The sequence below is a fragment of the Pseudomonas sp. FP2335 genome (assembly GCF_030687535.1).
Classification (GTDB): Bacteria; Pseudomonadota; Gammaproteobacteria; order Pseudomonadales; family Pseudomonadaceae; genus Aquipseudomonas.
This window is the reverse complement of record NZ_CP117437.1, coordinates 635,592-662,045: the sequence shown is the minus strand read 5'-3', so window position 1 is coordinate 662,045 and position 26,454 is coordinate 635,592. Positions and strand designations below refer to the sequence as shown.

Below are 26,454 nucleotides of genomic sequence, written 5' to 3'. Positions count from 1 at the left end.
CTCCTTCAGTCTGCAGACCTAAAAATTCGCGCCGCGAGGAACACGACGATCCAGAGCTTATTTGTAGCTGGCGCAAGACTTGCCAACAAACGACGATTAGGCGAGATATCATTCCATTAATTCATGCAAAACATAAAAAGAGGCACAGCGTGCTGAACAAAAGACATTTGCCCTCGATCACCGCCCTGCAGTGCTTCGAAGCCGCCACCCGCCACCTGAGCTTTACCCGCGCCGCCGAGGAGCTGAACCTCACACAAAGTGCGGTGAGCAAGCAGGTGGCGCAATTGGAAGAACTGCTCCAGCACCTGCTGTTTCGCCGCGTGCGCCGACGTTTACAGATGACCCCGGCGGGCGACCTGTACCTGGTGGAAGTGAGAAAAATCCTCACGCAAGTGGAGATGTCCACCCACTACCTGCGTTCCTACGGCGGCGAGACCGAAGTGCTACGGGTGTCCACGCCCTACACCTTCGGCGCCCGCTGGCTGGTGCCGCGCCTCAAGGGCTGGCGGCTGCGTCACCCGCAGATCCACCTGGACCTGTGCAACGAACAAGACCCGGACGAGCTGCTGCAAGGCAAGGCCGACATGGCCTTCTACTTCGGCCAAGGCTCACGCCCGGGCACCGAGAGCCTGAAATTGTTCAGCGAAGAGCTGGTGCCCGTCTGCGCCCCGGAAAGCCTGCCCGCGCAGCCATTCACCGACCCGACGCAACTGAGCGACTTGGTGCTGCTGCAAAACGCCTCGCGCCCCCAGGGCTGGCACGACTGGTTCGCCAGCCAGGGCTACCAGACCGAACACAGCTACCACGGACCGCGTTTCGACACCTTTTACATGTGCATCCGCGCGGCGCAGGTGGGCTGCGGCGTGGCGCTATTGCCACGGTTCCTGGTGGAGGAGGAATTGGCCGACGGCAAACTGGTAATCCCCTGGCAGCATGCGATGCCGAGCCAGGACGCGTACTACCTGGCGTACCCGGAGCATTCGGCGGAGGTGCCGAAGGTGCGGGAGTTTGTGAGGTGGATGATGGAGCAGGTTTAAAGCAGGCACCATTCCACCACCTGCTCACTACGCGTGATCTTGTCGGAGAAGGGCCAACTACGTACCTGGTAGCGTTCGATCAACATTTTCGGCAGGACCTCGCCCGTCTCGAAATGCCGAACCCCATCTCCTTTCGCGACGTAATCGCTATCAGGGAGCCGACCCACCTTCCAATACCCACTGACCGGACAGGCTTGGCCGCTGTAGCAGTTGGGTGAAAACAAGTGGGCCTGGGTGAATGCCGGTGAGCCCGGCAACCCTTTCCCGGTGCCAGGGTCGAGCAGTTTGGCGTTGGCCAGTTGATGGATCAGTGCTTCGCTGGGCTTGGGTGGCGGGACGTTGGCCAGGCGCGCTTCCAGCCATTGCAATTTGCCGTCCCAGGCGGGGAGTTTGGCTGGAGGCAGGGGGACAATCTGGTTGATTTCGGGGACTTTGGGGTCAGCGTAGGAGTATCTCGCTAATATTCTCCAGATTGTTTTATAGCGCTCGGCGCGTTCAAGGTCTTCTTTCTGGTCGAGGTAGTACAAACGGTCTTCCGGCAGTGGGCCTCGAAAACCTTTGCCCAAGCGTGAGGCAGAGCTTTCTTCTCCTGCGGCCACTCCCAGTTGAAGCACCTCCAAAGCAGCTTGGTACTCGCCCTCATTTTTGAGATCGATGCCCAACGCCACTGCTGCTGCTCCATTCCCTTGCTCAGCTGCACAGCGGCGCATCTGTCTGGCGATCGCTGGCGCGACGCTGATCGGCGCCAATATGTCCCCGAGAATCGTTTGAGCTTGGGCACTGCCTTGGTCTGCGGCCTTGCGGTAATAACGCAGGGCCATTTCCTCGTCCAGCGCCAAACCAGCGGAACCCTGCTGCAGGAAGACCCCAATGAAGTAATAGCCGGTCGCGACACCAGCATCGATCAGTTGCTGACTTAGTCGCAGATATTCTTCGCCATGAAGCTTGAAGCGGCCGCGCATGCTGCCGGCTTGTAGATTGATATTGGCTTTGTAGTGACCGTTTTCAGCAGCGATGCGGTAAAGCCGCTCGATCGCAACGTCGACGGCCTTGTCTGGTATGAGCTGATTATTTTTTTGCAGCCAGCGAGCGTACTGGAACAACATGTCAGCTTCGGCAGCCGGCTGAGGAATGGTTTCATGCCTACAGATAAAGGTAAGTTTTTGTTTAGCCTCGGTAATCGGATTCATCGGAATGTCCTTGTTCAGTTGAATAGGCCCAGCACTGTTGATACAAGCGGCCAGCAGCAGGCTTGAGAGCAGAAAAAAACGGCGCATCAGTCGAGGTCCTTCAGGGTTCTTTTGCCGTAATAAAACTCGACGAGGGGTGTGCAGGGCGTCGAAGCTTTGGACTCGCGCTCTTTGTTTTCATTGATGATCTCCGTCCAAACTACAAACGCCTCCTCCGGATCATCCTGAGCCCCCCTCCCATCCGTATGCAGCCCCCATAATCTGCGCCGCAACCCCTGCGTCACACTCCCCCACTCATGCGCAATATTCAGCTCGCTATCGACCTGCATGCTGCGGGTGTTGATGTTCGCTGAGCCCAAGGTCGTAAACACGTCATCCACAATCATCAACTTCGAGTGGATATACACCGGCATCCACTGCCGGCCGGCGGGTGAGTCAGGCGCCACTAGCGAACACATGTGAATTTTCAACCCTGGCAGCTCTTGCGGAACAACCATGCTGTCCTCGATCGCCTTGGTTTTTTGATCGAGTTCGGCCTGCCATTTAGTCAACTCCCTTTGCCCTACATGATCCCGTGGATCAGGTGATGGCCGGGGAGGTGCGGCCGCTTTCATCCGCTCGATACGCCGAAGCTTGGTCACGCCGGGAATCGTGTCGGCACGTCCCAGGCTCTCAAGCATGCGCTGGGTATTGAGCGTGCCCGCACCTATGCCGTCATCGGTCGCATTGGTGATCACAAACAGGTGCAACGAGCCGTGTACACCTGGATCACGCCCTCCACCAGTCTGATCCGCCGCCGTCTTCTTGATCGCTTCGGCCAGCGGTGGCCAGCGAAAATACTGGTTCTCGATATAGATAAACTGCGTCGCGTTGTTGACCGCATTCAAGTAGGCCTTCTCGATCTCACGCTTGCCCGCTTGCGCCTGGGTGCGCAGCACTTGGGCCAGCTGGCGCGTGACGCCGGGCATGCATTGCAGGTGCGGCCCGACCTGCTTGGCTTGGCGAAGGTCGAGCAGGTTCTCCCCGGTTTCCTTGAGCCAGGCACTGGCGAAGTTATGGTGCAGGTGCTCCAGGATCGGCCCGCTCAGTTGAGTGGAAATATCCTGGCGCGGAGTGTCACCACGTGGCCCGCGATTGGGTGCAGGTTTGCTCTGTTCAGATCGGCCCAAAGCCGAGTGTTTGTCGGTATCCCAATACGCATCGAGCATGTTGTGGCCCATGACAAAACCTACAGCGCAGTCCGGCAGTTCGTAGTCGACCAGCACGCTCTTCTGGTGATGGCTGGCGGTCCATCGCAATGCGTGACGCATCTGGAGGCTGATCTCGGGGTCGAGGCTTTCCTCTTTCAGGCTGCGGGCGATCTCGGCCCGCTCATTCAGGTCGAAACCACGACTGATAAAGACCGGGAGCCCGCGCGCTGCCTGCCCGGCGGCCTTGCTGTCCGACACCGAGCATTCGGCGAACCATCGACGGTCCTCGTCGTATTGCGCCTGGGTAGACGTCTGTAGCGCCCGATCGCTGATGCGTACCGAGCCTTTACCGGGCAAGTTCGCCTCACCTGCAACACCGGCAGAGTTAAGCGGCATTTCCCACGTCAATACGCGAACCCTGACTCCCTCGCGAGCCTTTGCCTTGAGCAGTTCGCCAATGCTCGGGCTCTTGCCGTCGCGGATGAAATACATCGACGGCTGGAACCCCCAACAGATGATGTCGACGGTTTTGCTGGCCCTGGCAATCGCCAAATGCACGGCCTTGAAGGCTTCTTCGCCATTGATCAGCGGTTGATAAGTGGCCTCCACAGGATGGTATTCACTGCCCTGCACGTACCAAGGCGCGTTACAAGTGACGGTCTGCGTATGCTGCAAGGCGACGGGCGCGACAATGGCAGGGCGATTCATTCCTCTACTCCCTCGGCTAGGTGAAAGCCCAGAGCGTAAAGAGTTGCTATCCGTGACGAATGTCAGAAGGTTCGTCTTTCAAAGCGGGACGCTTCTCGATCACGCAAAAAACACTGGCAAACCACCCCCCGCCTATGCGCCACTAGCCCCCATCCTTAATTGTGCGTAAAGGTCGGCGCCCATCGCCGATCCGTCTGGAGAGTCCCGTTATGAGCGAGAGTGTGTTTGCCGATCGCATCGTGCAGAACCTGCTCGACACCGACTTCTACAAGCTGACCATGATGCAGGCGGTGCTGCACAACTACCCGAATGTGGAAGTTGAATGGGAGTTTCGTTGCCGCAACAGTGAGGATTTGCGCCCGTACCTGGCGGAAATCCGCTACCAGATCGAGCGCCTCGCCGAGTTGAGCCTGAGCCCCGACCAACTGGGTTTCCTGGAGCGCATCAGCTTTATGAAGCCGGATTTTTTGCGCTTCCTCGGGCTGTTCCGCTTCAACTTGCGCTATGTGCAGACCGGTATCGAGAACGGTGAGTTGTTTATCCGCCTGCGCGGGCCGTGGCTGCATGTGATCCTGTTTGAAGTGCCGATGCTGGCCATCGTCAGCGAAGTACGTAACCGCTATCGCTACCAGAGCGTAATCCTCGAACAGGCCCGCGAGCAGTTGTACCGCAAGTTCGATTGGCTGACGGCCAACGCCAGTAGCGATGAATTATCCGAACTGCAAGTCGCCGATTTCGGCACACGCCGGCGTTTTTCGTACCGGGTGCAGGAGGAAGTGGTCAACGTGCTCAAGCATGACTTCCCCGGCCGCTTCGTCGGCACCAGCAACGTGCACCTGGCCCGCGAGTTGGACATGAAACCGCTCGGCACCATGGCCCACGAATGGATCATGGCCCACCAGCAACTCGGCCCGCGCCTGATCGACAGCCAGATCGCCGCCCTCGATTGCTGGGTCCGCGAATACCGTGGCCTGCTGGGCATCGCCCTGACCGATTGCATTACCACCGATGCGTTCCTCGGCGATTTCGATCTGTACTTCGCCAAGCTGTTCGACGGCTTGCGCCACGACTCCGGTGATCCCGTGCAGTGGGCCGAAAAAGCCATCGCCCACTACCACAAGCTGGGCATCGAGCCGATGAGCAAGACCCTGGTGTTCTCCGACAGCCTGTCGCTGCCCAAAGCGCTGGAGATCTTCCGGGCGCTGCGTGGACGGATCAATGTGAGCTTTGGCATCGGCACCAACCTGACTTGCGATATTCCAGGGGTGGAACCGATGAGCATCGTGCTTAAAATGACCGCCTGCAATGGCCAGCCCGTCGCGAAAATTTCCGACGAAGCGGGCAAGACCCACTGCACCGATCCGAACTTTGTCGCCTATTTGCGTCACGTTTTCAAAGTACCTGCCATCTCTAGCAAGGAGTGAATCATGCAAGCCGTACAGCGTGAGATTGCTGAACAACTCAAGGTCCAAGCGCCGTTCAACGACCAGGCGGCCCTGGAGGCCGAGGTGGCCCGCCGCGTGGCCTTTATCCAGGATTGCCTGCGCAATTCCGGGCTGAAGACGTTGGTGCTGGGCATCAGCGGCGGCGTCGACTCCCTGACCGCCGGACTCTTGGCCCAGCGCGCGGTAAAAGAACTGCGCGAAAACAGCGGTGATGCGGCCTACCGCTTTATCGCGGTGCGCCTGCCGTACGAAGTCCAGTTCGATGAAATCGACGCCACGGCCTCGGTGGACTTTATCGAGCCGGACGAGCGCCATACCGTCAACATCGGCCCCGCGGTGAAAGCCCTGGCGGCCGAAGTGGCGGCGTTTGAAGGCAAAGCCGCAGTTTCCCGCGACTTCGTGCTGGGCAACACCAAGGCGCGCATGCGCATGGTGGCGCAGTACACCGTCGCCGGCGCGGCCGGTGGCTTGGTGATCGGTACTGACCATGCGGCGGAAGCGGTGATGGGCTTTTTCACCAAGTTCGGCGATGGTGCGTGCGACCTGGCACCGTTGAGCGGGCTGGTGAAAAACCAGGTGCGTTCGATTGCACGCTACTTTGGCGCGCCGGAATCGTTGGTGGAGAAGGTGCCGACGGCGGACCTGGAAGACTTGTCGCCGGGCAAGCCGGACGAGGCGTCACATGGCGTGACGTATGCGGAGATTGATGCGTTCCTGCACGGTGAGCCGGTGCGTGAGGAAGCGTTCCGGATTATCTGCGAGACCTACCGCAAGACTGCCCACAAGCGGGTCATGCCGTTCGCGCCGTGAGGTGGGCCTGGCAGTTCTGTATTGATTGTTAAGTCGCCTTCGCGGGCAAGCCCGCTCCCACACTTGACCGTGCTCCAACAGGGGAATGCGGTCGAATGTGGAAGCGGGCTTGCCCGCGAAGAACGATAACGCGGTCTTACTTGACGACCACCGTGCCTTTCATCATGGAGATGTGGCCCGGGAACGAGCAGAAGAACGCGTAGTCAGTCCCGGCGGCCAGTTTCGACACGTCGAAGGTCACCGAATCTTTCTCGCCGGCACCGATGATCTTGGTGTGGGCGATGATGCGTGCATCACCTTCCTTCAGGTAGTTCTTGTCGATGCCAGCGGCCATGCCGTCAGTGGCAACCGGTTGCATGTCGGCCGCGCTGGTCAGTACCCAGTTATGGCCCATGACGTTTTTCGGCAAGCTGCCCGAGTGTTCCAGGTTCACGGTGAACGTCTTGCAGCTCTTGTCGATCGTGATTTCCTTGGTGTTGAAGGACATCTGGTCAGTGGAGTCGACGGTGACCTTGCACTCTGCAGCAAGCAACTGGCCGCTAGCCAGAGTCAGCAGGGAAACAGCAACGAGTTTGGCGAACATGTGAATCTCCAAGGCAGGGTTTAAAAAACGCGGATTGCGACAAGGGTGCCTCAAGCAGGCATGAGTTCTTATGATCTGAGTCAACAGATTGTATACAACTTTAGGCTATCAGACTTATCAACACAATCTAACGGCCAAAGTACTACAACCGCCCTATGATCGGCCCACCAACCACTGGAGCCCGCATCATGCACCTCGACCAACTGTTCAACGGCCTGCTGGCCGCTTACGCCTGCGGTAAGTGAAGGCCAAGCGCGCTGCTAAGCTGCTACCATGGCAGCCCAAGGCAGCTGCGCGCCGCCACCCTCACCTTCGACCCTAGAGGATCGCCCATGGCCAAACCTAATTACTCCTTCGCCAAACGTCAGAGAGACTTGGCCAAGGAGCAGAAGAAAGAGGAAAAGCTGCAACGCAAGAAAGCCGCTGCAGAAGACGAAGCCAATGGGCTGAGCACCGATGTCGACGCTGAAGAAACGAACGACGAGAGCGAAACGCCAAAAGATCCGGCGCAATAATTGAGCGCTCCCACCTTGTGGTGAGCAGGCCCAGGGTATCTACACATCTTCTAAATCCCTAGGCGAATCCTGTAGTGAGCGGGCTTGCCCGCGCTGGGTGGCGCAGCCACCCTAAATCCAGGCGCCTCGGTCTTTCTGAAACAGCGCGGCGGCCCTATCGGGGCGGCTGCGCCGTCCAGCGCGGGGCAAGCCCGCTCACGACAAAAAGCCTGATAGCCAATCATTCCAGCGGCATCACCGTCACCCGCACCTCCGGGTCATGGCTACCGCCCCCCAGAATCACTCCCCGCAACGGCGACACATCGGAGAAATCCCGGCCCCAGGCCAGGGTGATGTGCTCCAGGGCCGGCTGCACATTGTTGGTCGGATCAAAATCCACCCAGCCCGATACCGGGCAATACACCGAAACCCATGCGTGGGACGCATCGGCGCCGATCAGCCGTGGCTGGCCGGGCGGAGGCTGGGTGAGCAGGTAGCCGCTGATATAACGCGCCGCCAGGCCACGCGAACGCAGGCAAGCGAGCATCAGGTGCGCAAAGTCCTGGCACACGCCACGGCGGCGCTCCAGCACTTCCACCAGCGGCGTGGCGACTTGGGTGGCTTCGGCATCAAAGGTGAATTCGCTGAAGATTTTTTCCATCAGCGCCTGCACACCGAGCAACAGCGGACGCCCCGGTGGGAAACAGCTGGCGGAGAACTCGACGAAGTTTTTCTTCAGGTGCACGTAGGGCGATTCGAAGCGGTAACGGATGGCTTCGATCAACTCATCGGACAGCGGCTGGCTGCTGTAGGTCAGGCTGTCACGGGCCTGGTCCCAGGCGGGCGATTGCTGGAAGTCCAGCGTCGGACGCGCCAGCACCTCCACGGTCAGCCCGGCGTTCACCAGCAGTTCGTCGTGGGGGCGCTCGAAGGCCAGGCGGGTGATCGGGTTGCCGAACACGTCCAGCTCATCGCGCCGCGACGAGGGCTGCGGGCTGATTTCCAGTTGCTGCTGGGTGCAGCGCTGCCACGCACACGGCCGGGGCCACAGGTGCGCCAACTGCTGGGCCAGGGACACCGGGCTGTCATAGTGGTAATGGGTATCGTGGAAAATCTGGTAGTGCGCACTCATCACACCGACACCGTTTGCTGGCTGACATCATCCACGTGGGCAAAATGGCGCAGCGCGAGGCGATCCGACACTTGCCCACTCTCATCGGCGACCGCTTGCAGCAGGTCGGCCAGGCCGTCCAGCGCGGCACGTACGCTGGATTCGCCGAACAGCGGGTTCTCCAGGCAACCCAGGTCGAAATGCGCAAGGCGCTCGACCAGCGGGCCAAGCCCGGTTTCCCGGGGCACGCCAAAATCATCGTTCAAGCGCCGCAGGGTGCGGCTCACCAGTTTCAATTGGAACAGCACTGCATGGGGGTTCTGCTCGTCCAACAGTAACAAGTCGAGCACCGGGATCAACTGCGGCACCGCCAGGTAGCGTGAGCGGTAGGTGATGCTGCTGTTGCCCAGTTCGAGCAACCACTCCAGCCCCGCCTGATCGAACACCGCCACACCCCGCAGAAACGCCGCCAGGCTGCTGCTCAGAAATTGCAGGCGCTCGATGCGTCGGCCCATCATCAAAAAGCGCCAACCTTCGTCACGGGTCATGTCGTCCAGGGCAAATCCGGACAGCGCTGCCAGGGACATCACCAGGCGGTTGAGGAAATCCAGCAATTCGCCGAAATCCGGCGCTTGGCTTTCCAACTCCAGGGCTTCGCGCTGCAACTCCACCAGCGCCTGCCAGTTCTCCCGGGACAACTTGCCCCGCACCTGGGACGCGGCCCACTGCAAACGCTGCAGATTGGCGCGCAGGCTCGACGGCCAGTCGTCACCGAGCATGGCACCCAGCAGGCGTTCGGGTAGCTCGCCCTCCTCCGGCAGCAACCGCAGGTTCTCGCCCAACTCCACCGCCGCTTGCAAGGCCAGCGGATCGTCGCCATCGACATAACGCCCCAGCACGATGCGCAGCCAGCGCGCACTGTCATCGCAGCGCTCGCAATAACGACCGAACCAGAACAGGTTTTCCACCACGCGGGACGGCAGGTAAGGATCGCGGCGCACCAGGTCATGGGCGCCGATGGTGCGCTGCGCACGCCATTGCTCGCCACCCGGCGCGCGTTCGCCGAGCACCCAGGTGTCCTTGCTCGCGCCGCCTCGTTGCATCGACACCACTTCGGCATCGGCTTGCGCCGCTACACGCGTCAGGCCGCCGGGCAACACGCGATAACCGTCATCGCTGGCCACGGCGTACACTCGCATGCCGATGGCGCGGTGTTGCAGATGGTCCTCCACGGTGTGCCACACCGGCGCCTGGGACAGCTGCGCCAGCTCTTGGGCGACGTAGGCGTAAGGGCGCGCGCGCATGCGTTCGGCCAGGGCCAGGCGTTGTTTGTCGTCCAGATCGCGCCCGAACACCGGAGCAAAACTCTGCGACGCAAACGCCGGCTTGATCAGCAGCTCGGGCAGTTTCTCAAGCGCTTCGGCCAGTACCGGCGCTTCACCGCACCACCAGGTGGCGATGGAGGGCAGGATCAACGCCTCGCCGAACAGGAACTCATTGATCTTCGGCAGGAAACCAAGCAACCCCGGCGACTCCAGCACGCCGCTGCCCAAGGCATTGGCCACCAGCACATTGCCTTGGCGCACGGCATCGAGCAGGCCGGGTACGCCCAACGCCGAGTCGGTGCGCAGTTCCAGCGGGTCGCAGAAATCGTCGTCGAGACGGCGCATGATCGCGTGCACCCGGCGCAGGCCGCTGAGGGTCTTGAGGAACACACTGCTGTCGCGCACGGTGAGGTCGCCGCCCTCCACCAGCGGGTAGCCGAGCTGGCGCGCGAGGTAGAGGTGTTCGAAGTAGCTTTCGTTGAAGCGCCCCGGCGTGAGCAGCACGATCAGCGGCGGCTGGTCATCGCCGGGGGCCTGGCGGGCCAGGGTTTCCTGCAGGGTGCGGAAGAAACCGGTGAGGTGCTGCACCTGCAAGTCGCGGTACAGGTCCGGAAAGGCGCGGGACACGATGGTGCGGTTTTCCAGTGCATAACCGGCGCCCGACGGCGCCTGGGTGCGGTCGGCAGTGACCCACCAGCGGCCGTCGGGTGTGCGCGCCAGGTCCACGGCGTAGAGATGCAGGAACGCACCGTCCGGCGGTTGGATGCCCTGGCACGGCCACAGGAAGTTGTTGTGTCCAAATACCAGCTCGGCCGGCAGCAGGCCTTCCTTGATCAGGCGCTGCGGGCCGTATAGGTCGGCGAGCACGGCATTGAGCAGGCGCGCGCGCTGGACGATCCCCGCTGCCAGGTGCTGCCACTCTTCGGCGGCGAGCACATGGGGCAGCAGGTCCAGTTCCCAGGGACGGTCGGCGCCCTTGGGGTCGGCGTAGACGTTGTAGGTCACGCCGTTTTCCTGGATCTGCCGGGTCAGCAGCGCCTGGCGCTGGGCCAGTTGCGCGGGGGTGCTGCGTTGCAGGTGGTCGAGCAAGCGCTGCCAATGGGCACGCACCGCACCGCTGTCGTCCAGCAGTTCGTGATAAGTGCCCGCGGTCAGCGGGTAACGGTCGAGCAAGTCGGACATGGAACGCTCGGCAGAGGCAAAGAAGGTCGGATTCACCACAGTCTAATGTGGGAGCTGGCTTGCCTGCGATAGCAGTGGGTCAGTCACCAGAAGTATCGACTGGTACACCGCTATCGCAGGCAAGCCAGCTCCCACATTTTGAACTGCGTTCAGTCATTTTTATTGGGGAAGCGTCGTAGATCCAGGGTCATTGGCAATTCATCATTGATCACCAGAGACGGCACCGGAAGCTTCCCTGGGCTATGCCCAAGGCGGAAAAACCGCGCCATCCGCCGACTCTCCGCCTCGTTGGCATTCACCGGCAAACTGTCGTAATTGCGCCCGCCCGGATGGGCGACGTGGTACTGGCAGCCGCCCAGTGAACGTTGCATCCAGGTATCCAGCAAATCAAATACCAGCGGCGCATGCACCGGGATGGTCGGTTGCAGGCAGTTGGCCGGTTGCCAGGCGCGGTAACGCACGCCGGCGACAAACTCGCCCACGCGGCCGGTGGCCTGCAATGGCACCGGGATGCCGTTGCAGGTCAGCAGGTAGCGTTGCGGCGCCAGGCCGGTCAACTTGACTTGCAGGCGCTCCAGGGACGAATCCACATAGCGCACCGTGCCGCCCACCGCGCCCTCCTCGCCCAGTACGTGCCAAGGTTCGAGGGCCTGGCGCAGTTCCAGTTCGATACCGCTGACGGCGTAGTCGCCGACCTTGGGGAAGCGGAACTCCAGGTGCGCGGCAAACCATTCGGCGCGCAGCGGGTAGCCGGCGGCGTTGAGTTCGACGATCACGTCAGCGAAGTCCTGCTCGATAAAGTGCGGCAGCAGGAAGCGGTCATGCAACTCGGTGCCCCAGCGCGCCAGCTTTGGCGGCGCGTAGGGTTCGCGCCAGAACCGAGCGACCAGGGCACGCAGCAGCAGTTGTTGGGTCAGGCTCATGCGCGCATGGGGCGGCATTTCAAACGCGCGTAGTTCCAGCAAGCCCAGGCGGCCGGTGGCGCCGTCCGGCGAATAGAGTTTGTCGATGCAGAATTCGGCGCGATGGGTGTTGCCGGTCACGTCGATCAACAGGTTGCGCAGCAGGCGATCGACCAACCACGGCGGACATTCTTCACCCGGCTCAGGCATTTGCGCGAAGGCGATTTCCAGTTCATACAACGCGTCGTTACGTGCTTCATCCACCCGTGGTGCCTGGGACGTCGGGCCGATAAACAGCCCGGAAAACAGGTAGGACAACGAAGGATGGTTATGCCAGTAGCTGATCAGGCTGCGCAGCAGATCAGGTCGGCGCAGGAACGGTGAATCCTTGGGCGTCGCGCCGCCGAGTACAAAATGGTTACCGCCGCCGGTGCCGGTGTGGCGCCCGTCGATCATGAATTTTTCCGTGGTCAGGCGGGTTTGCCGCGCCTCTTCGTAGAGGAATTCGGTGCGTTCGACCAGCTCGTCCCAACTGGCGGACGGCTGCACGTTGACCTCGATCACACCCGGGTCCGGCGTCACGCGGAAGTTGCTCAGGCGTGCATCGGCAGGCGGTTCGTACCCCTCCAGCAGCACCGGGCAATGCAACTCTTCGGCAGTGGCCTCGATGGCGGCGACCAGTTCCAGATAATCCTCGACACGCTCCAGCGGCGGCATGAACAGGTAGAGGCGCCCTTCCCGCGCTTCGGCGCACAACGCGGTGCGGGTCAGCCAGTCGGCGGATTCGTCCACGCTGGGCGTACGCTCATCGCTCGGCGCAGGTTCGCCGTGGCTGTTCAACTGGGCGGTCGTGGGCAGCCCCGGCTGATCCTGGTTCGGGTCCGTCGGGTGCACAAACGGATACTCCGCCGCCGTCACCCACGGCTGCGACGCCAACGGCAGGCGATAGCCCAAGGGCGAATCCCCCGGCACCAGGCGGCAGTGGTTATCGCGCAAGTACCAGCGCCCGCTCTGCCAGCGGTCGTTGGCAGCCGTACGCGCCAGCGGCAGGACCTGGCCGATGACTTTGTCCAAGCCCTGGCTGAACACTTTGCGCAGGCGTTCGCGCTCCAGGTCGTCGCTTAGACGCGGGTCCTGGGCGGTGACGTTTTGCGGCAACGCGCCTTCGCGCCACAGGTAGTAGAAGTTGTCTTCAAACGCCGGGAATACAAAACGCGCCGGCAGTTTGAGGCGCTCGGCGACGCTGGCGAGGAAACGCCCGGCCATGGCGCCGTCCGCGCCGTAGTCTTGTTGTTCATCGGCGATCAGCGCGCTGTTGTGCCAGATCGGTACGCCGTCGCGACGCCAGTAGCAATTGAGTGACCAGCGCGGCAATTGCTCGCCGGGGTACCACTTGCCCTGGCCGAAGTGCACCAGGCCCTTGGGCGCGTAGTGCTTGCGCAGGCGCTGGAACAACTCGGCAGACAGCCGGCGCTTGTCCGGGCCGAGGGCCGCGGTGTTCCATTCGGCGCCGTCGGGGTCGTCGATGGAAACGAAGGTCGGCTCGCCACCCATGGTCAGGCGCACATCCCCCTTTAGCAGGTCGCCATCGATCTGCCGGCCGAGGGCCTGGATCGCCAGCCATTGTTCTTCGGTGTAGGGCTTGGTGACGCGCGGCGCCTCCCAAATCCGCTCAACCGACATTTCGTGGGTGAATTCGCACTCGCACGGTTCCACCAAACCACTGATCGGGGCGGCAGACGATGGATCGGGACTACAGGCCAACGGGATATGGCCTTCACCAGCAAACAGACCGGAGGTGGCATCCAGGCCGATCCAGCCGGCGCCGGGCAAATACACTTCGCACCAGGCGTGCAAGTCGGTGAAGTCCACCTCGGTGCCGGACGGCCCGTCGAGGGCTTTGACGTCGGCGGTGAGCTGGATCAAGTAGCCAGACACAAACCGCGCCGCCAACCCCAGGTTGCGCAGCAATTGCACCAGCAGCCACGCCGAGTCACGGCAGGAACCGGAGGCGTTTTCCAGGGTGAACTCCGGCGTCTGCACGCCCGGCTCCATGCGGATCAGGTAGCCGATGTCGGCAGCCAGGCGTTGGTTGAGGCCCACCAGGAAATCCACCGCCGGCAATGGCGTGCGGTCGATACCGGCCAGGTAGGCGGCGAACTTCGGCGTCAACGGCAAGGTTTCCAGGTACGGCGCCAGCTCGCGCTGCTCATCGGCGGCATAGCTGAAAGGGATTTTTTCGGCGTAGGGCTCGAGGAAAAAGTCGAACGGGTTGAACACCGCCATCTCGGCGACCAGATCGACTTCGATACGCAGCTCGGCAGTCTTTTCCGGGAACACCAGACGCGCCAGGTAATTGCCCTGGGGATCTTGCTGCCAATTGATGAAATGCTGCTCGGGCAGCACTTTCAGCGCGTAGGACAAAATCCGCGTACGGCTGTGGGCCGCCGGGCGCAAACGCACGATCTGCGGGCCGAGTTCGACAGCGCGGTCGTAGCGGTAATGCGTAACGTGGTGCAACGCGACATGAATCGACACGGCGGCCTCCTGCGAGCCAGGGCATGGGGTTTGACGCGCGCAAGACTTATGCCAGCGCGGCAGTCATTGCACTTTGTCGTACGGCCCGGTGCAGTACAGCACCAAAACGGCGCCAACGTAGGTGCCCTGGTGCAACAGTTGCACATATTTGTAGCGGGCGTGGGGGATTACCTCGGTTTCTTTATTCTTATTATTGCGCGCTCGTGTTTGCGTCGTTTCTCGATGGCGTCCATTACCTTGCTGCGCAGGCGGCGAAGTTCTACGCAGTTGGCACGCATTTCCCCGTGGCGTTTACTGCTAAGCAGTACTAAACCGAGCAGCGGCCATACGACGCTTTCTACGTAAATAAATGGATGCGGTGAAAACCGAAAAGCCGGTAAAGCGAACAATAGGCAGGCGATGAAAAGACCGTACATGCCCCAGACCCATTTTGGTCGCCCGTAAGCGATCATGAAATTGCAGAGGGTGATAAAGAGGGCCAACACGACACAGGCTTTCTCAGCAGCAGACGCCGATAAAGCCCACGGAGCTGTGCGCGGGTAGTAGTGTTCCAACAGCGCCACGACAGCGGTCCCGCCTAAAATACCCATGAAGATGGCACCCATAAAGACGGGAAAAAACCGCAAAAGAAAGGGGCGCACCGGTATAAGAAATCTCACTCTGAAAAATTTCATTCCGAGATTTCCTCATGCAGCCCAACCGCGATAATCCGGATGTTCCCAGACCTCACACTGCCAGCAATACTCGATACGGCGCCAAGGGCATCAAGCATCTGAATCATGGTCCCACGCCTTACTTCAGACGAAGTGAAACGCTTGGGCATCTCACCAGTCATCTGCTTTAGCTTGAGCATTTTTCGGGATATTTCCGGATGGTTGATACTTATCAGCTCCTTGGTGAGCTTCACCCGCTCCTGCCGATTCAACCCTTTGAGCACTTGGTGTGTACTTCTCCCCGTTGCCTTTTTGAGCGAATTAACCATTCGAATCGTAGACCTTGCTGTGTTGCCAGCACCTAGTAATGAGGCGGCGTCTAGCCCAAGCGTTACGGCTTGATACCATTCGTTGCGGTCGAGTTCATCATTAAGTGCTGGGTCTACAAATTCATTTCGCGTTCGTCGCATACCAATCGCGCATTGGAGAGTGCTTGCCGAAGCGCCTACGACGCTAATCGCGGCAACTACACCTGTGGCTCCAAAAGTAAACGGGGTCAGCGCTGCGCCCCCCAGTATCACGAACCAACTGATCACCGCCGAAGCACACGCAACCCCCGCATTCACCGCCTCAAACGTCACATCCGCCTCTCGCGGTTCATTCGCCAGCCGCCGTGCAAACTCCACCCGCCCGACATAACTGGGCGCCTCCCGCAAAATCACCTTCTTGGGCACAACGCTGCAAATCGGCTGGAACTCGCGCAACACGATCACCCGCAACTGCGCATCGAGGTACACCACGCCAGCACCGACAATCGCCGGATCAGCATCAATGGCGGCAAACAACTTACGCAGATCAATCGTGCTTTCCACCCACTGCCGCGTCGTCAAGTGCGCACTGGGGAACCCGTCTTTCAACACACTGGAAGTCATCCCTTAACTCCGGTTTTTCACAAGAGCGCAGAGGGTAAAGACTGGGCATCGCGTAAAAATGTCAGAAGCTTCGCTTTATCCAGACAGGCACTTCCTGATCACGGTGTAGCGTCTTGTAGGCCATGTCCCGAATAAGAAAAAGTACGCCCCGCGCCACTACCGGCGGACATCATTACAGGGAACGACAATAGGGGAGTCACCTCGATTTCTTTATTCGGATTATTGCGCGCTCGTGTTTGCGTCGTTTCTCGATGTCCACCGTGACTTTGCGGCGCATATGACGAAGCTCTACGGCCGTGGCGCGCATTTCTCGATGGCGCTTGCTGTGAAGCAGTAGAAGACCAAAGGCCGGCCAAAAAACACTACTGGCGTAAACAAATGGATATGGCGAAAACTGAAAAGCTGGCAAAGCAACCAGTAAACAGGCAAAGAACAGGCCGTACATGCCCCAGGCCCACTTCGGTCGCCCATAGGCGATCATGAAATTGCAGTGCGTGATAAAGCAGGCCAGCACCACAGCCGCAGCTTCAGCAGCCGAATTCGATAAGGAGGGTAAGTAATAGTTTTCAACCAGCACGACAGCGGCAGCACCACCGAAGAGACCCGAAAAAATCACGCCGATAAACACGGGAAAATTAAGGACCAGAAAAGGTCGAAGTGGCACGAGGAATTTCATTCTGACGCTTGCTCGTAGAGTCCTAACGCAATTGTCCGAGTGTTCCCGGACCGCACACTGCCAGTAATGCTTGAGATAGCGCCAACGGCGTCAACCATCTGCACGACGGTCCCACGCTTTATTTCGGCCGAGGTGTAGCGCTTGGGTAGCTCTCCAGCCATTTGCTTCAGTTTGATCATTTTCCGGCTGATTTCTGGGTGGTTGATACTCAGTAACTCCTTGGTCAACTTTACCCGTTCCTGTCGACTCAGCCCTTTTAGTACCTGATGCGTGTTTTTCCCCGTTGTTTTTTTGAGCATGCTGACAAATCGAACCGTCGACATCGCCGCATTACTAGCACCTAACAACGAAGCGGCATCCAATCCGGCCATTACGGCCTGGTACCACGGTTCACCATCCAAAGCGTCGTTACGAGCAGGGTCAGTCATTTCGTTGTAAGTCCGACGAGCGCCGATCACGCATTGAACTGAACTGGCTATCGCTGACGAATAACCAATGGCAGCAACCACACCCGTCGCCCCAAAGGTAAAAGGACTCAGCGCCGAGCCGCCCACCATCACCAACCAACTGATCACCGCCGAAGCACACGCAACCCCCGCATTCACCGCCTCAAACGTCACATCCGCCTCTCGCGGTTCATTCGCCAGCCGCCGTGCAAACTCCACCCGCCCGACATAACTGGGCGCCTCCCGCAAAATCACCTTCTTGGGCACAACGCTGCAAATCGGCTGGAACTCGCGCAACACAATCACCCGCAACTGCGCATCGAGGTACACCACGCCAGCACCGACAATTGCCGGATCAGCATCAATGGCGGCAAACAACTTACGCAGATCAATCGTGCTTTCCACCCACTGCCGCGTCGTCAAGTGCGCACTGGGGAACCCGTCTTTCAACACACTGGAAGTCATCCCTTTACTCCGGTTTTTCACAAGAGCGCAGAGGGTAAAGACTGGGCATCGCGTAAAAATGTCAGAAGCTTCGCTTTATCCAGACAGGCACTTCCTGATCACGGTGTAGCGTCTTGTAGGCCATGTCCCGAATAAGAAAAAGTACGCCCCGCGCCACTACCGGCGGACACCAGTACAGGGAACGACAATGGCAACTGATATGTTTTTGAAGTTGGGCGACATCAAGGGCGAATCCAGGGATCAGGCCCATCGCGATGAAATCGAGATCAGCCGCTGGGGCTGGGGCATGTCGCAGACGGGCTCGATGCATAGCGGCAGCGGCGGTGGTGCGGGCAAGGTCAATATCGAGAACCTGTCCATCTCGAAAGTGATGGATAAGTCCTCACCCAACCTGATGATGGCCTGCTCCACCGGCAAGCATTACCCGCAAGCGCGGCTGGTGGTGCGCAAGGCCGGGGGCAGCAGTGCGGTGGAGTATCTGGTGATCACCTTGAAGGAGGTGATGGTGACGTCCTACCAAACCGACGCGGTGAAAAACAGTGACGAACTGACAGAGGTCATCGGCTTGAATTTCGCAAGCGTCGAAGTCAGCTACCAACCGCAGAAAGCCGACGGCGGCAAGGACGGCGGTGCGGTGAAATACGGTTGGAACATTCGTCAGAACGTGAAAATCTGACCACGCGAGCCAAGGCTACAGCCCCGCCTTGGCCGCCTCACGCAAACGGCGCACACCCACCAGCTTGCCCACCATCGCCCGATAGCCCTTGCCGTTGATCAGCAACAACCCCAACAGTGGCCAGAACAGACATTCGCTGTAGATAAACCAGTGGGGGCCATAGGCCAGTGTCGGCAGGGTCACCAGCAGACACACCACGAAAAACCCGACCATACCCCACACCGCCCAGGCGTGCCCGCGCACGACCAGGATGTTGCTGAGGGTCACGAACAGCGCGGCAAACAGCACCACGAACCACGACACCGTCGCGTTGGTAGCCATCGGCACGTCGGCGAAGTAGGTGCTGGCAGCCAGGGAAATAGCGCCGGAGCCGCCCAGGCAGCCTGCGAGAATCACACCGATGAACGACGGGAAATGTTCCAGAAGGAATGGTTTCAACGACGGCACAACACGCATTATTCGGACTCCTCGTACAAGCCAATCGCCAGGGTTTTCTTGACGTTATCCGAACGAGCCAGCCCCCAGCTGCCGAGCCCGGCGCCGAAGGCGTCGCCGATCTGCACGATGGTGGCGTGCTTGAGCTGGGTCGGGGTGAACCGCTTGGTCAACTCGCCACGCAGTTGCAGGAGCTTGCGCATCTTGGTCGACATCTGCGGGTCAGCAAGTTTCAGCAATTCCTTGGTCAGCTTCTCCCGCTCCTGGCCGTTGAGGCCCTTGAGCACCTGGCGCAAGCTTTTGCCGGTGGAGGCGCGGGTGACGTTGATCAGTTTGACCGTGGTCAGCGTCGACGCGCCCACGCCGACCAAGGCCGCGCCGTCCATGATTTTTGTCGCGGTCTGATACCACTCTTCGTTATCCAGGTAGTCGTTCATGCCTGGGTTGACGATTTCATTGCGCGTGCGATACGCGCCGAAGAAGCACGAGGCGGTACTGGCCGTGGCGCTGGCATAGCCGATCACGGTCATCACCGAACTGGCGCCGGCGGTGAACGGCACGGCGATAGTACCGCTCAGGACAACGAGCCACCCGATGATCGCCCCGCCGCAGGACAATGTGGTGTTGATGGCTTCGCCGATCAGCCGTCCTTCGCGCGGGTTGTTGACGACCTGGTCGGCGAACTGTGCCGGCGCGATGTATTTCTGTGCCTCGCGCACAATGATGCGCTTGGGCAGGATGCTGCAGATCGGCTTGAATTCGCGCAGGGTGACAACGTTGAAGTCGGCGTCGATATACACCACGCCGGCGCCGACGATAGCGGGGTCGGCGTCGATGGCGGCGAATAGCCGGGGTACGTTGATTTCACTTTCTATGCGCTGGCGCGCCATGAACTGGGAGCGGTTGGAGTCCATGCCGATGCCGGCCAGGGGGTTGCCCATGGGGGTGTTCTTCCTTGAAATTGATGTTGGCTGACCTGACGCCTTCGCGGGCAAGCCCGCTCCCACATTTGGCCGCATTCCCACAGGATAAACGCGGTCATCTGTAGGAGCGGGCTTGCCTGCGATGGCGATTGAATGGGCGCCACCTTAACAAACCGGCGCGCCACCGAATAGAAAGCAAAACGCCAGCACTCGGCTGGCGTTTTGCATATTCACGCGTCGATCAACGCGGCACCACCGGCTTGCGCGCAGGCTTGCCGCCCTTGCCCTTCGCCGCATCGCTACGTTCCTTGGCGGCCTGCTTGTTGCGGGCCTGGGCCGCGGCCTTGGCTTGCTCACGCTTGTCCCACGGGTTGCTGCCGTCACTGCCGCGCGGTGGCAGACCGGTGTGCTGGGTGAGGATCCTGGTGGTGGTTTCCTTGGCGACCTTATGGCTGCCGGCCGGCGTCGAGTTCTTGCGACGGGCGCTCTGGTAGCTGTCAGTGCTCGGCTGGTGCAGCGGGATCAACTGCTCCTTGCCCGGACCGATCAGGTCGGCGCGGCCCATGCGGGTCAGTGCCTCACGCAGCATCGGCCAGCCTTTGGGGTCGTGATAACGCAGGAACGCCTTGTGCAGACGGCGCTGCTCTTCGCTCTTGACGATGGTCACCGCGTCGCTCTTGTAGGTGACCTTGCGCAGCGGGTTCTTGCCCGAGTGGTACATGGCCGTGGCGGTGGCCATTGGCGACGGGTAGAACGCCTGCACCTGGTCGGCACGGAAGCCGTTGCCCTTGAGCCACAGGGCCAGGTTCATCATGTCTTCATCGGTGGTGCCCGGGTGGGCGGCGATGAAGTACGGGATCAGGTACTGCTCCTTGCCCGCTTCCTTGGTGTACTTCTCGAACATGCGCTTGAACTTGTCATAGCTGCCAATGCCCGGCTTCATCATCTGGTTGAGCGGACCTTCCTCGGTGTGTTCCGGGGCGATCTTGAGGTAACCACCCACGTGGTGGGTTACCAGCTCCTTGACGTATTCCGGCGACTCGACCGCAAGGTCGTAGCGCAGGCCGGACGCGATCAGGATCTTCTTCACCCCCGGCAACGCACGAGCGCTGCGGTACAGCTGGATCAGGGAAGAGTGGTCGGTGTTCAGGTTCGGGCAGATGCCGGGGAACACGCACGACGGCTTGCGGCACGCGGATTCGATTTCCGGACTCTTGCAGGCGATGCGGTACATGTTCGCGGTCGGACCGCCGAGGTCGGAGATCACTCCGGTAAAGCCCGGGACCTTGTCGCGAATCTCTTCGATCTCGCGAATGATCGACTCTTCGGAACGGTTCTGGATGATGCGGCCTTCGTGCTCGGTGATCGAGCAGAAGGTGCAGCCGCCGAAGCAGCCACGCATGATGTTCACCGAGAAGCGGATCATGTCGTAGGCCGGGATCTTCTCCTTGCCATACGCCGGGTGCGGGACGCGGGCGTAAGGCATGCCGAACACGTAGTCCATTTCTTCGGTGGTCATCGGGATGGGCGGCGGGTTGAACCACACATCCACTTCACCATGCTTCTGCACCAGGGCGCGGGCGTTACCTGGGTTGGTCTCCAGGTGCAACACGCGGTTGGCGTGGGCGTAGAGCACCGCATCGCCGCGGACTTTTTCCACGGAAGGCAGGCGTATCACCGTTTTGTCGCGGGTCATGCGCGGGCTGGCCAGGATCTGTACGACCTTGGCTTCTTCCGGGTCATCCACCGGCCCCTTTTCCTGCTCGATGGCGCAGGCCTGGGTGTCCTGGGTGTTGACGTACGGGTTGATGATCTTGTCGATCTTGCCCGGGCGGTCGATACGCGTGGAGTCCACTTCGTACCAGCCTGCCGGCGTGTCACGACGAATGAACGCGGTGCCGCGCACGTCGGTGATGTCTTCGATCTTGTGGCCCCACGACAGGCGCTGGGCGACTTCGACAATCGCCCGCTCGGCGTTGCCGTACAGCAGGATGTCGGCGCAGGCGTCGATCAGGATCGAGTTGCGTACGCGATCCTGCCAGTAGTCGTAGTGCGCGATGCGGCGCAGGGAGGCTTCGATGCCACCGAGCACGATCGGCACGTGCTTGTAGGCTTCCTTGCAGCGCTGGCTGTACACCAGGCTGGCGCGGTCCGGGCGTTTGCCGGCCATGCCGCCGGGGGTGTAGGCGTCGTCGGAGCGGATTTTCTTGTCGGCGGTGTAGCGGTTGATCATGGAGTCCATGTTGCCGGCCGCGACGCCGAAGAACAGGTTCGGCTCGCCGAGCTTCATGAAGTCGTCTTTGGACTGCCAGTTCGGTTGGGCAATGATCCCGACGCGGAAGCCCTGGGACTCCAGCAGCCGGCCGATGATCGCCATGCCGAACGACGGATGGTCAACGTAGGCATCACCAGTGACGATGATGATGTCGCAGGAATCCCAGCCAAGCTGATCCATCTCCTCCCTGCTCATGGGCAGGAATGGCGCTGGACCGAAGCATTCGGCCCAATACTTGGGATAGTCAAATAACGGCTTGGCTGTTTGCATGACGGTGACCGGTGTTGAGATGAAAAATCGCGGGGGCGGAATATAGCACAAATTTTGACCAATTCCGACGGCAATGGTCGGCTTTTACCACGCCCCCTGCTTAATCCGGCAACAAGCCTAATTTGCGGGTGTGCGGGGCCTAATCCGCTAGGCCCTTGCCCTACGGCGCCATGAATAGGCTTTCGCAACGCCCCCTATTCCGTTGGAAATGCCGATGAACAGTCACACCGCTCTATCCCCGCCCGCCCCGGGCCCCGATGCCCACGCAGACTTCATCAAAACCCAGCTCCCCACATGGCTGGCCCGAGCGCCGGCGGATATACGCACCGCCTTGCGCAACAGTTTGCTCAAAGGCAATCAATCCAGGCATCAACTTCAAGCGGTCTTCGATCGCATCCAGAGCCCGGAGGCGTTCGCGCTCCCCCTGCTCGAGCAGGCCATGAAGAGTGAGTACTTGACGCTGCTGGATGCGAAGACGTCGATCCTGGTTCGCGAGTGGAAAACCAGCCACCTGCTCGGACTGCTGCATACCCACGCACGCACCACCGAACAATCCCTTCTGGAAGCGGCGCTACAGAACTTCGAGGCGTCGGAGGCTGAAGACGATGGCATGGAGGCAGGCTCGAAGATTCTTAACACCAGCGCCTCCGGGCGCATTGATACATTGCAATCACCCACCCTCTTCGCCGGCTTCTGTCGCCGGCTGGACCTGGGCGGCAAATACCTCAACCATATTCGCGCGGTCATCAAATCCAGCGTGGTGGTGCGCGGACACTTCCGCGAGCACGAACAACACAAGCTCGCCGTGGCTGCTCAGTTGGCCTACCTTAAGGGCGACATACCGCAAACCCTTTACGAGGACTTGAGCGGCCTCACAGAACACGGCCATCACGTTGCCCTGACCTGCAACCATCTGACCATCGGCGGGGTGGTGCTGCCCAGCGTTCTGGTTATCTACGCCCTCCGGGCCGAGACCCAGCCAATCCTCTACACCCCCGAAGATCCGACAGCCCCCATCCGTCTACACCAGACGATGCAGGAACTGGAAACACAACTCACCGCACGCCTTCTGCAACCGCAATACCTGGCGTTTTTCAAAGGCCTGGTCCCCGTGCACTTGCGAGAATCACTACTGGCCGTGAAGCCCAGTTGGGTGGATTGGCTGCCTGTTGGCTCACCGGGAAAAATCAGGCCCGCCCACCTGGAAAAACCGCTGACACTGACTGGCATCACTGGCCATCTGTTCCAAGCCATCAGCTTGAAGCGTTTCGCGCAGATCGAAAGCGACGCTTGCGCAGTGGCAGTCCCCACAGCACAGGCCGACATTATCAGCCGACAAAAGCGCTTGCAGTACTACATAGACCTGGGCAAATCCCTGCTGTTTTTCGCTGCATCGTTCGTGCCCATCGTGGGTGAAGCGCTCCTGATTGTCACCGGCGCGCAATTGATCGGCACGGTCTACAACGGTTTTGCCGCCTGGCGCCGAGGCGACAGCCACGCAGCGCTCGAAGATCTGTTGGACGTGATCGACAATGTCGCCATGGCCGTCGCCACCGCCGGCGCCATCAAGGCCGGACGGTTCACTGCGGGGCTGGTGAAAGTACAGGTGCGCAACCAAGGATGGCGCCTGTGGCACGCTGACCTGAAGCCTTACCGTCAGCCGGAAGCGCTGCCCAACCATTGGGTTGCCGACAAACAGGGGCTGTATTCTCACGAACAGCAGTACTACGTGAAACTGGATGACCATGCCTATGCCGCCCGACGCTCACCCATTGGCAGCCAATGGGAGCTGTCACACCCCTCTGACCCGCATGCGTACTCGCCGCCGCTGCTCACCAATGGCGCAGGCGGTTGGCGCCACGCGCACGAGACGCCCCTGGACTGGGACAACTTCAAACTGATCAAGCGACTGGGCCCCGACGCTGCCAACATCAAGCCACACGCCGTCGAACCTATCCTGTTGCTAAGCGGCGCAGACACCACGACGATACGCCTGGCCCATGAAGAGATGGTCCGTCCACCGCCCTTACTGCGTGACACCGTCAGGCACTTCAACCTGGACCAGGAAATCAGTGATTTCAACCTGGAACGCGCCGAGGGTGCCTCGGTGACAGCGCTATCGCCACTTATTCAGTTTCACCTGCTGGGCTCGCTGCCGGAGTGGCCCGCCTCGTACGTATTGAGGGTCGTGGACAAGCAACAGAAAATTTTGATGAGCGCCGGCAATGGAACACTGCAAATCAACGTCAGTGAGGCCCGGTTCAGAAAGGGAGAGCTGTTGCATGTGGTGCAAGAGCAGTTGCCACAGACCGAGTTCAATCAGCTTTTGCCCCCTACCCCCATCGACTATTTCACCAAAACCGAAAACCTGGCCACGGTATTGACCAAGCACGCCTCGCAAAAAAAACAGTGGCTGTTTTCCCAGCTCAATGGCGCAAGTGAAACCGCCATCACCCCGGCTGAAACAAGCATGCGCACACTCATACCGGAACTGACCAAAAGCCACCTCGAAGAACTGGAGTCCACGCTTACGCAGCCGGAACACCAGCGCCTGCAAAAGGGCGAAGGCCTGCCCGACCTATTGCTTGAGGAGGCCAACGCCTACCGCTGCGCGGCAGACGCCACGCGGCTAAAAAGCAGTATTTTCCTCGGCTCGATGCGCAACCGCGAGAGCGTGCCGATGGCGCTGTACACCCTGGAACAGATTCCCGGCTGGCCTACCTCCCACAGGCTTGAACTGTATGATGGCAGCGCCGACGGCCCGCTTCTGGGGAGTATCGGTGACGGCGAGGCCAGCGCACCGCATGCCTTGATCCGACAAGGCGAGCTATACGCCATCCACGACGCCCAAGGGGCACAACCGAGCGCCCCCCTTCCTCTGCCTGAGGCGATTGAGCAAACACTCTCCCCCACTGAACACAGCGCACTGCTCAGCCAATCGGGCACAACCAGCCTTGAGCAGGCTCTGCACAAAACCGCCCAACGGCTATTGGCCGAGGGCCCGACGCCTTGCCGAGCCTTGCCGCCTTTCCCGCCGGCATCAAACGGCGCAGGAATAGCACTCGACCCGCTATTCGCGGAAACGGCGCCGTTGTCCGGGCTGACAGCAGGGCCTGACAACATCCATCGAACCCCTGCGCTATCGGACGGCAGTTGCCGTTATTACATTCAAGACAGTCAGAAATATTACCGAGTCAAACCTGCCCATCCGGGATGGCGGCTGATCGACACCCGCAGCCCTTTCAGGTTCTATCAACCCTACCTGCGTAACAAAGCCGGAGGGGGGTGGGAAATTGATCCCGCCAAAGGAAAATTACTCGGCGGAGGAAACTCCCCTACACCGTCAGCTGAAGACATGGATTCGAGTGCGGATTTTGAGTCGACCCACACCTCCAGCACGTACCTGTCCGCCGAAGAGGGCTGGGTAAAGGCGCAATACACACGTCAAGAACTGAACCACATGCGCGCCGAGCGCGGCTATCAATTCAGCCAAAACTACCGGGGTCATTATGATCGTGCCAACAACGGCCGTTATCCGCTACGCGACCAACAAGGCAAGCCGATGCGTATTCGGCTGCTACAAAGTCGAGGAAGATCGTTAACGTCCAACCGTGTATACGAGAATATTCAGCTTCGTCCATACATCCGGTGGGAAGGCTATGAAAGCGTCGCACAGCTTTATGAAGACAAACTCGAGGTGGTGCCCTTCACAGCAGCCCATCAACGATTTCCCCAAGAAGCCTCGCTGATCGGCCAAGCCACCGTTATCAGCCGGCGCCCCCTCGCAGCCGGTGAAGCACTGGGTGTCTACGGTGGAGAGTTGTTGCCCCTGTTCATTGCCAAGGCGCGCAGGGACCCTTATCTGATGGCAGTGAAAAACGTCAGGCCGACCACTCCCTTTGCAGTGAATACCCAGCCAGTGCTCTCTGGAGACAATGTGCTGTCGCGGATCAACACCCTATTTGACTACGACACTGCGGGCACCCCGGTCCGGCAGGCCGCCACTGGCTATAACGTTGAAGCCGCGCAGTTTCGGGTCCAGGCCCAAACAGGCGACGGCCCTTCGGAGCAACTGATCCTCACCGGGCTTTTTGCCAGCGAAAACATCCAAGCGGGCAGTGAGTTACGCTGGAACTACCAATACGACGAAGCCACGATCCGGGATCTGTTTGCCAGGCCTTAGCCAGC

The 26,454-nt window shown here is 60.2% G+C and carries 19 protein-coding genes; 6 read left to right on the top strand and 13 right to left on the bottom strand.

Translation table 11 applies throughout. The features are described 5' to 3' along the window. The first annotated feature begins 149 nt into the window (after positions 1-149). The gene (locus PSH81_RS02790) at positions 150-1,037 is read left to right on the top strand and encodes a LysR family transcriptional regulator (protein WP_226455621.1); all 888 of its coding nucleotides are present in this window, start codon (positions 150-152) and stop codon (positions 1,035-1,037) included. Here the strand turns inward: PSH81_RS02790 and PSH81_RS02785 are convergent. Then, positions 1,034-2,314 (bottom strand): sel1 repeat family protein, encoded by a 1,281-nt coding sequence (locus PSH81_RS02785; RefSeq protein ID WP_305391964.1) that lies wholly within the window; start codon positions 2,312-2,314, stop codon positions 1,034-1,036. The two genes, PSH81_RS02790 and PSH81_RS02785, sit on opposite strands and share 4 nt — an antisense overlap. After that, positions 2,314-4,125 (bottom strand): phosphatidylserine/phosphatidylglycerophosphate/cardiolipin synthase family protein, encoded by a 1,812-nt coding sequence (locus tag PSH81_RS02780; RefSeq protein WP_226455619.1) that lies wholly within the window; start codon positions 4,123-4,125, stop codon positions 2,314-2,316. Before PSH81_RS02780 ends, PSH81_RS02785 begins: the two co-directional genes overlap by 1 nt. A 209-nt stretch (positions 4,126-4,334) precedes the next feature. Between PSH81_RS02780 and pncB the strand changes: the two genes are divergently transcribed. Beyond that, positions 4,335-5,549 (top strand): nicotinate phosphoribosyltransferase, encoded by a 1,215-nt coding sequence (pncB, locus tag PSH81_RS02775; RefSeq protein ID WP_192300252.1) that lies wholly within the window; start codon positions 4,335-4,337, stop codon positions 5,547-5,549. Positions 5,550-5,552: 3 nt separating this feature from the next. Then, the gene (nadE, locus tag PSH81_RS02770; protein ID WP_192300253.1) at positions 5,553-6,380 is read left to right on the top strand and encodes an ammonia-dependent NAD(+) synthetase; all 828 of its coding nucleotides are present in this window, start codon (positions 5,553-5,555) and stop codon (positions 6,378-6,380) included. 136 nt (positions 6,381-6,516) lie between these two features. On the opposite strand, the gene azu is transcribed toward nadE, so the two are convergent. After that, entirely contained in the window at positions 6,517-6,963 is a 447-nt protein-coding gene (azu, locus tag PSH81_RS02765) for an azurin (protein WP_192300254.1), read from the bottom strand. Between the two features lie 332 nt (positions 6,964-7,295). On the opposite strand from azu, the gene PSH81_RS02760 reads away from it, so the two are divergent. Next, positions 7,296-7,478 carry a hypothetical protein gene (locus PSH81_RS02760; RefSeq protein ID WP_192300255.1) on the top strand — a complete coding sequence of 61 codons (183 nt, stop codon included), beginning with the start codon at positions 7,296-7,298 and terminating at the stop codon, positions 7,476-7,478. A 220-nt stretch (positions 7,479-7,698) separates the two neighbouring features. Here the strand turns inward: PSH81_RS02760 and PSH81_RS02755 are convergent, their stop codons facing one another. The 7 genes from PSH81_RS02755 to PSH81_RS02725 all read right to left on the bottom strand — a co-directional run bounded on the left by PSH81_RS02755 (position 7,699) and on the right by PSH81_RS02725 (position 17,687). After that, entirely contained in the window at positions 7,699-8,589 is an 891-nt protein-coding gene (locus PSH81_RS02755) for a transglutaminase family protein (RefSeq protein WP_226455617.1), read from the bottom strand. After that, positions 8,589-11,075: a circularly permuted type 2 ATP-grasp protein gene (locus PSH81_RS02750; RefSeq protein WP_305391963.1), complete on the bottom strand. Its 2,487-nt coding sequence runs from the start codon at positions 11,073-11,075 to the stop codon at positions 8,589-8,591. The genes PSH81_RS02755 and PSH81_RS02750 overlap by 1 nt, the downstream gene beginning before the upstream one ends. A 149-nt stretch (positions 11,076-11,224) precedes the next feature. Beyond that, positions 11,225-14,515 carry a DUF2126 domain-containing protein gene (locus PSH81_RS02745; RefSeq protein WP_226455615.1) on the bottom strand — a complete coding sequence of 1,097 codons (3,291 nt, stop codon included), beginning with the start codon at positions 14,513-14,515 and terminating at the stop codon, positions 11,225-11,227. A 167-nt stretch (positions 14,516-14,682) separates the two neighbouring features. Continuing rightward, positions 14,683-15,189: a hypothetical protein gene (locus PSH81_RS02740; protein WP_226455614.1), complete on the bottom strand. Its 507-nt coding sequence runs from the start codon at positions 15,187-15,189 to the stop codon at positions 14,683-14,685. Next, entirely contained in the window at positions 15,186-16,100 is a 915-nt protein-coding gene (locus PSH81_RS02735) for an NAD synthetase (protein ID WP_305391962.1), read from the bottom strand. The genes PSH81_RS02740 and PSH81_RS02735 overlap by 4 nt, the downstream gene beginning before the upstream one ends. Positions 16,101-16,296: 196 nt before the next feature. Further along, positions 16,297-16,776, bottom strand: a complete 480-nt coding sequence (locus PSH81_RS02730) for a hypothetical protein (protein WP_226455613.1) — start codon at positions 16,774-16,776, stop codon at positions 16,297-16,299. Further along, positions 16,773-17,687 (bottom strand): NAD synthetase, encoded by a 915-nt coding sequence (locus PSH81_RS02725; RefSeq protein ID WP_226455612.1) that lies wholly within the window; start codon positions 17,685-17,687, stop codon positions 16,773-16,775. Before PSH81_RS02725 ends, PSH81_RS02730 begins: the two co-directional genes overlap by 4 nt. A 187-nt stretch (positions 17,688-17,874) precedes the next feature. On the opposite strand from PSH81_RS02725, the gene PSH81_RS02720 reads away from it, so the two are divergent. Beyond that, positions 17,875-18,363, top strand: coding sequence for a type VI secretion system tube protein Hcp (locus tag PSH81_RS02720; RefSeq protein ID WP_192300261.1), 489 nt, complete (start codon positions 17,875-17,877; stop codon positions 18,361-18,363). A gap of 15 nt (positions 18,364-18,378) precedes the next feature. Here the strand turns inward: PSH81_RS02720 and PSH81_RS02715 are convergent, their stop codons facing one another. The 3 genes from PSH81_RS02715 to PSH81_RS02705 all read right to left on the bottom strand — a co-directional run bounded on the left by PSH81_RS02715 (position 18,379) and on the right by PSH81_RS02705 (position 22,266). After that, complete coding sequence (locus tag PSH81_RS02715) at positions 18,379-18,819, bottom strand: hypothetical protein (protein WP_305391961.1); 441 nt, start codon at positions 18,817-18,819, stop codon at positions 18,379-18,381. Then, on the bottom strand, positions 18,819-19,739 hold the full coding sequence (locus tag PSH81_RS02710; RefSeq protein WP_226455610.1) for an NAD synthetase: 921 nt from the start codon (positions 19,737-19,739) through the stop codon (positions 18,819-18,821). The genes PSH81_RS02715 and PSH81_RS02710 overlap by 1 nt, the downstream gene beginning before the upstream one ends. A gap of 223 nt (positions 19,740-19,962) precedes the next feature. Beyond that, complete coding sequence (locus tag PSH81_RS02705) at positions 19,963-22,266, bottom strand: YgiQ family radical SAM protein (RefSeq protein ID WP_192300264.1); 2,304 nt, start codon at positions 22,264-22,266, stop codon at positions 19,963-19,965. A 214-nt stretch (positions 22,267-22,480) separates the two neighbouring features. Between PSH81_RS02705 and PSH81_RS02700 the strand changes: the two genes are divergently transcribed. Further along, positions 22,481-26,449 (top strand): dermonecrotic toxin domain-containing protein, encoded by a 3,969-nt coding sequence (locus tag PSH81_RS02700; RefSeq protein ID WP_305391960.1) that lies wholly within the window; start codon positions 22,481-22,483, stop codon positions 26,447-26,449. Positions 26,450-26,454 lie beyond the last annotated feature (5 nt).

Coding starts and splice junctions, on each gene's coding strand:
- PSH81_RS02785 (WP_305391964.1), bottom strand. CDS start 2,314: ATGCGCCGTTTTTTTCTGCTCTCAAGCCTGCTGCTGGCCGCTTGTATC.
- PSH81_RS02780 (WP_226455619.1), bottom strand. CDS start 4,125: ATGAATCGCCCTGCCATTGTCGCGCCCGTCGCCTTGCAGCATACGCAG.
- pncB (WP_192300252.1), top strand. CDS start 4,335: ATGAGCGAGAGTGTGTTTGCCGATCGCATCGTGCAGAACCTGCTCGAC.
- nadE (WP_192300253.1), top strand. CDS start 5,553: ATGCAAGCCGTACAGCGTGAGATTGCTGAACAACTCAAGGTCCAAGCG.
- azu (WP_192300254.1), bottom strand. CDS start 6,963: ATGTTCGCCAAACTCGTTGCTGTTTCCCTGCTGACTCTGGCTAGCGGC.
- PSH81_RS02760 (WP_192300255.1), top strand. CDS start 7,296: ATGGCCAAACCTAATTACTCCTTCGCCAAACGTCAGAGAGACTTGGCC.
- PSH81_RS02755 (WP_226455617.1), bottom strand. CDS start 8,589: ATGAGTGCGCACTACCAGATTTTCCACGATACCCATTACCACTATGAC.
- PSH81_RS02750 (WP_305391963.1), bottom strand. CDS start 11,075: ATGTCCGACTTGCTCGACCGTTACCCGCTGACCGCGGGCACTTATCAC.
- PSH81_RS02740 (WP_226455614.1), bottom strand. CDS start 15,189: ATGAAATTTTTCAGAGTGAGATTTCTTATACCGGTGCGCCCCTTTCTT.
- PSH81_RS02735 (WP_305391962.1), bottom strand. CDS start 16,100: ATGACTTCCAGTGTGTTGAAAGACGGGTTCCCCAGTGCGCACTTGACG.
- PSH81_RS02730 (WP_226455613.1), bottom strand. CDS start 16,776: ATGAAATTCCTCGTGCCACTTCGACCTTTTCTGGTCCTTAATTTTCCC.
- PSH81_RS02725 (WP_226455612.1), bottom strand. CDS start 17,687: ATGACTTCCAGTGTGTTGAAAGACGGGTTCCCCAGTGCGCACTTGACG.
- PSH81_RS02720 (WP_192300261.1), top strand. CDS start 17,875: ATGGCAACTGATATGTTTTTGAAGTTGGGCGACATCAAGGGCGAATCC.
- PSH81_RS02715 (WP_305391961.1), bottom strand. CDS start 18,819: ATGCGTGTTGTGCCGTCGTTGAAACCATTCCTTCTGGAACATTTCCCG.
- PSH81_RS02710 (WP_226455610.1), bottom strand. CDS start 19,739: ATGGGCAACCCCCTGGCCGGCATCGGCATGGACTCCAACCGCTCCCAG.
- PSH81_RS02705 (WP_192300264.1), bottom strand. CDS start 22,266: ATGCAAACAGCCAAGCCGTTATTTGACTATCCCAAGTATTGGGCCGAA.
- PSH81_RS02700 (WP_305391960.1), top strand. CDS start 22,481: ATGAACAGTCACACCGCTCTATCCCCGCCCGCCCCGGGCCCCGATGCC.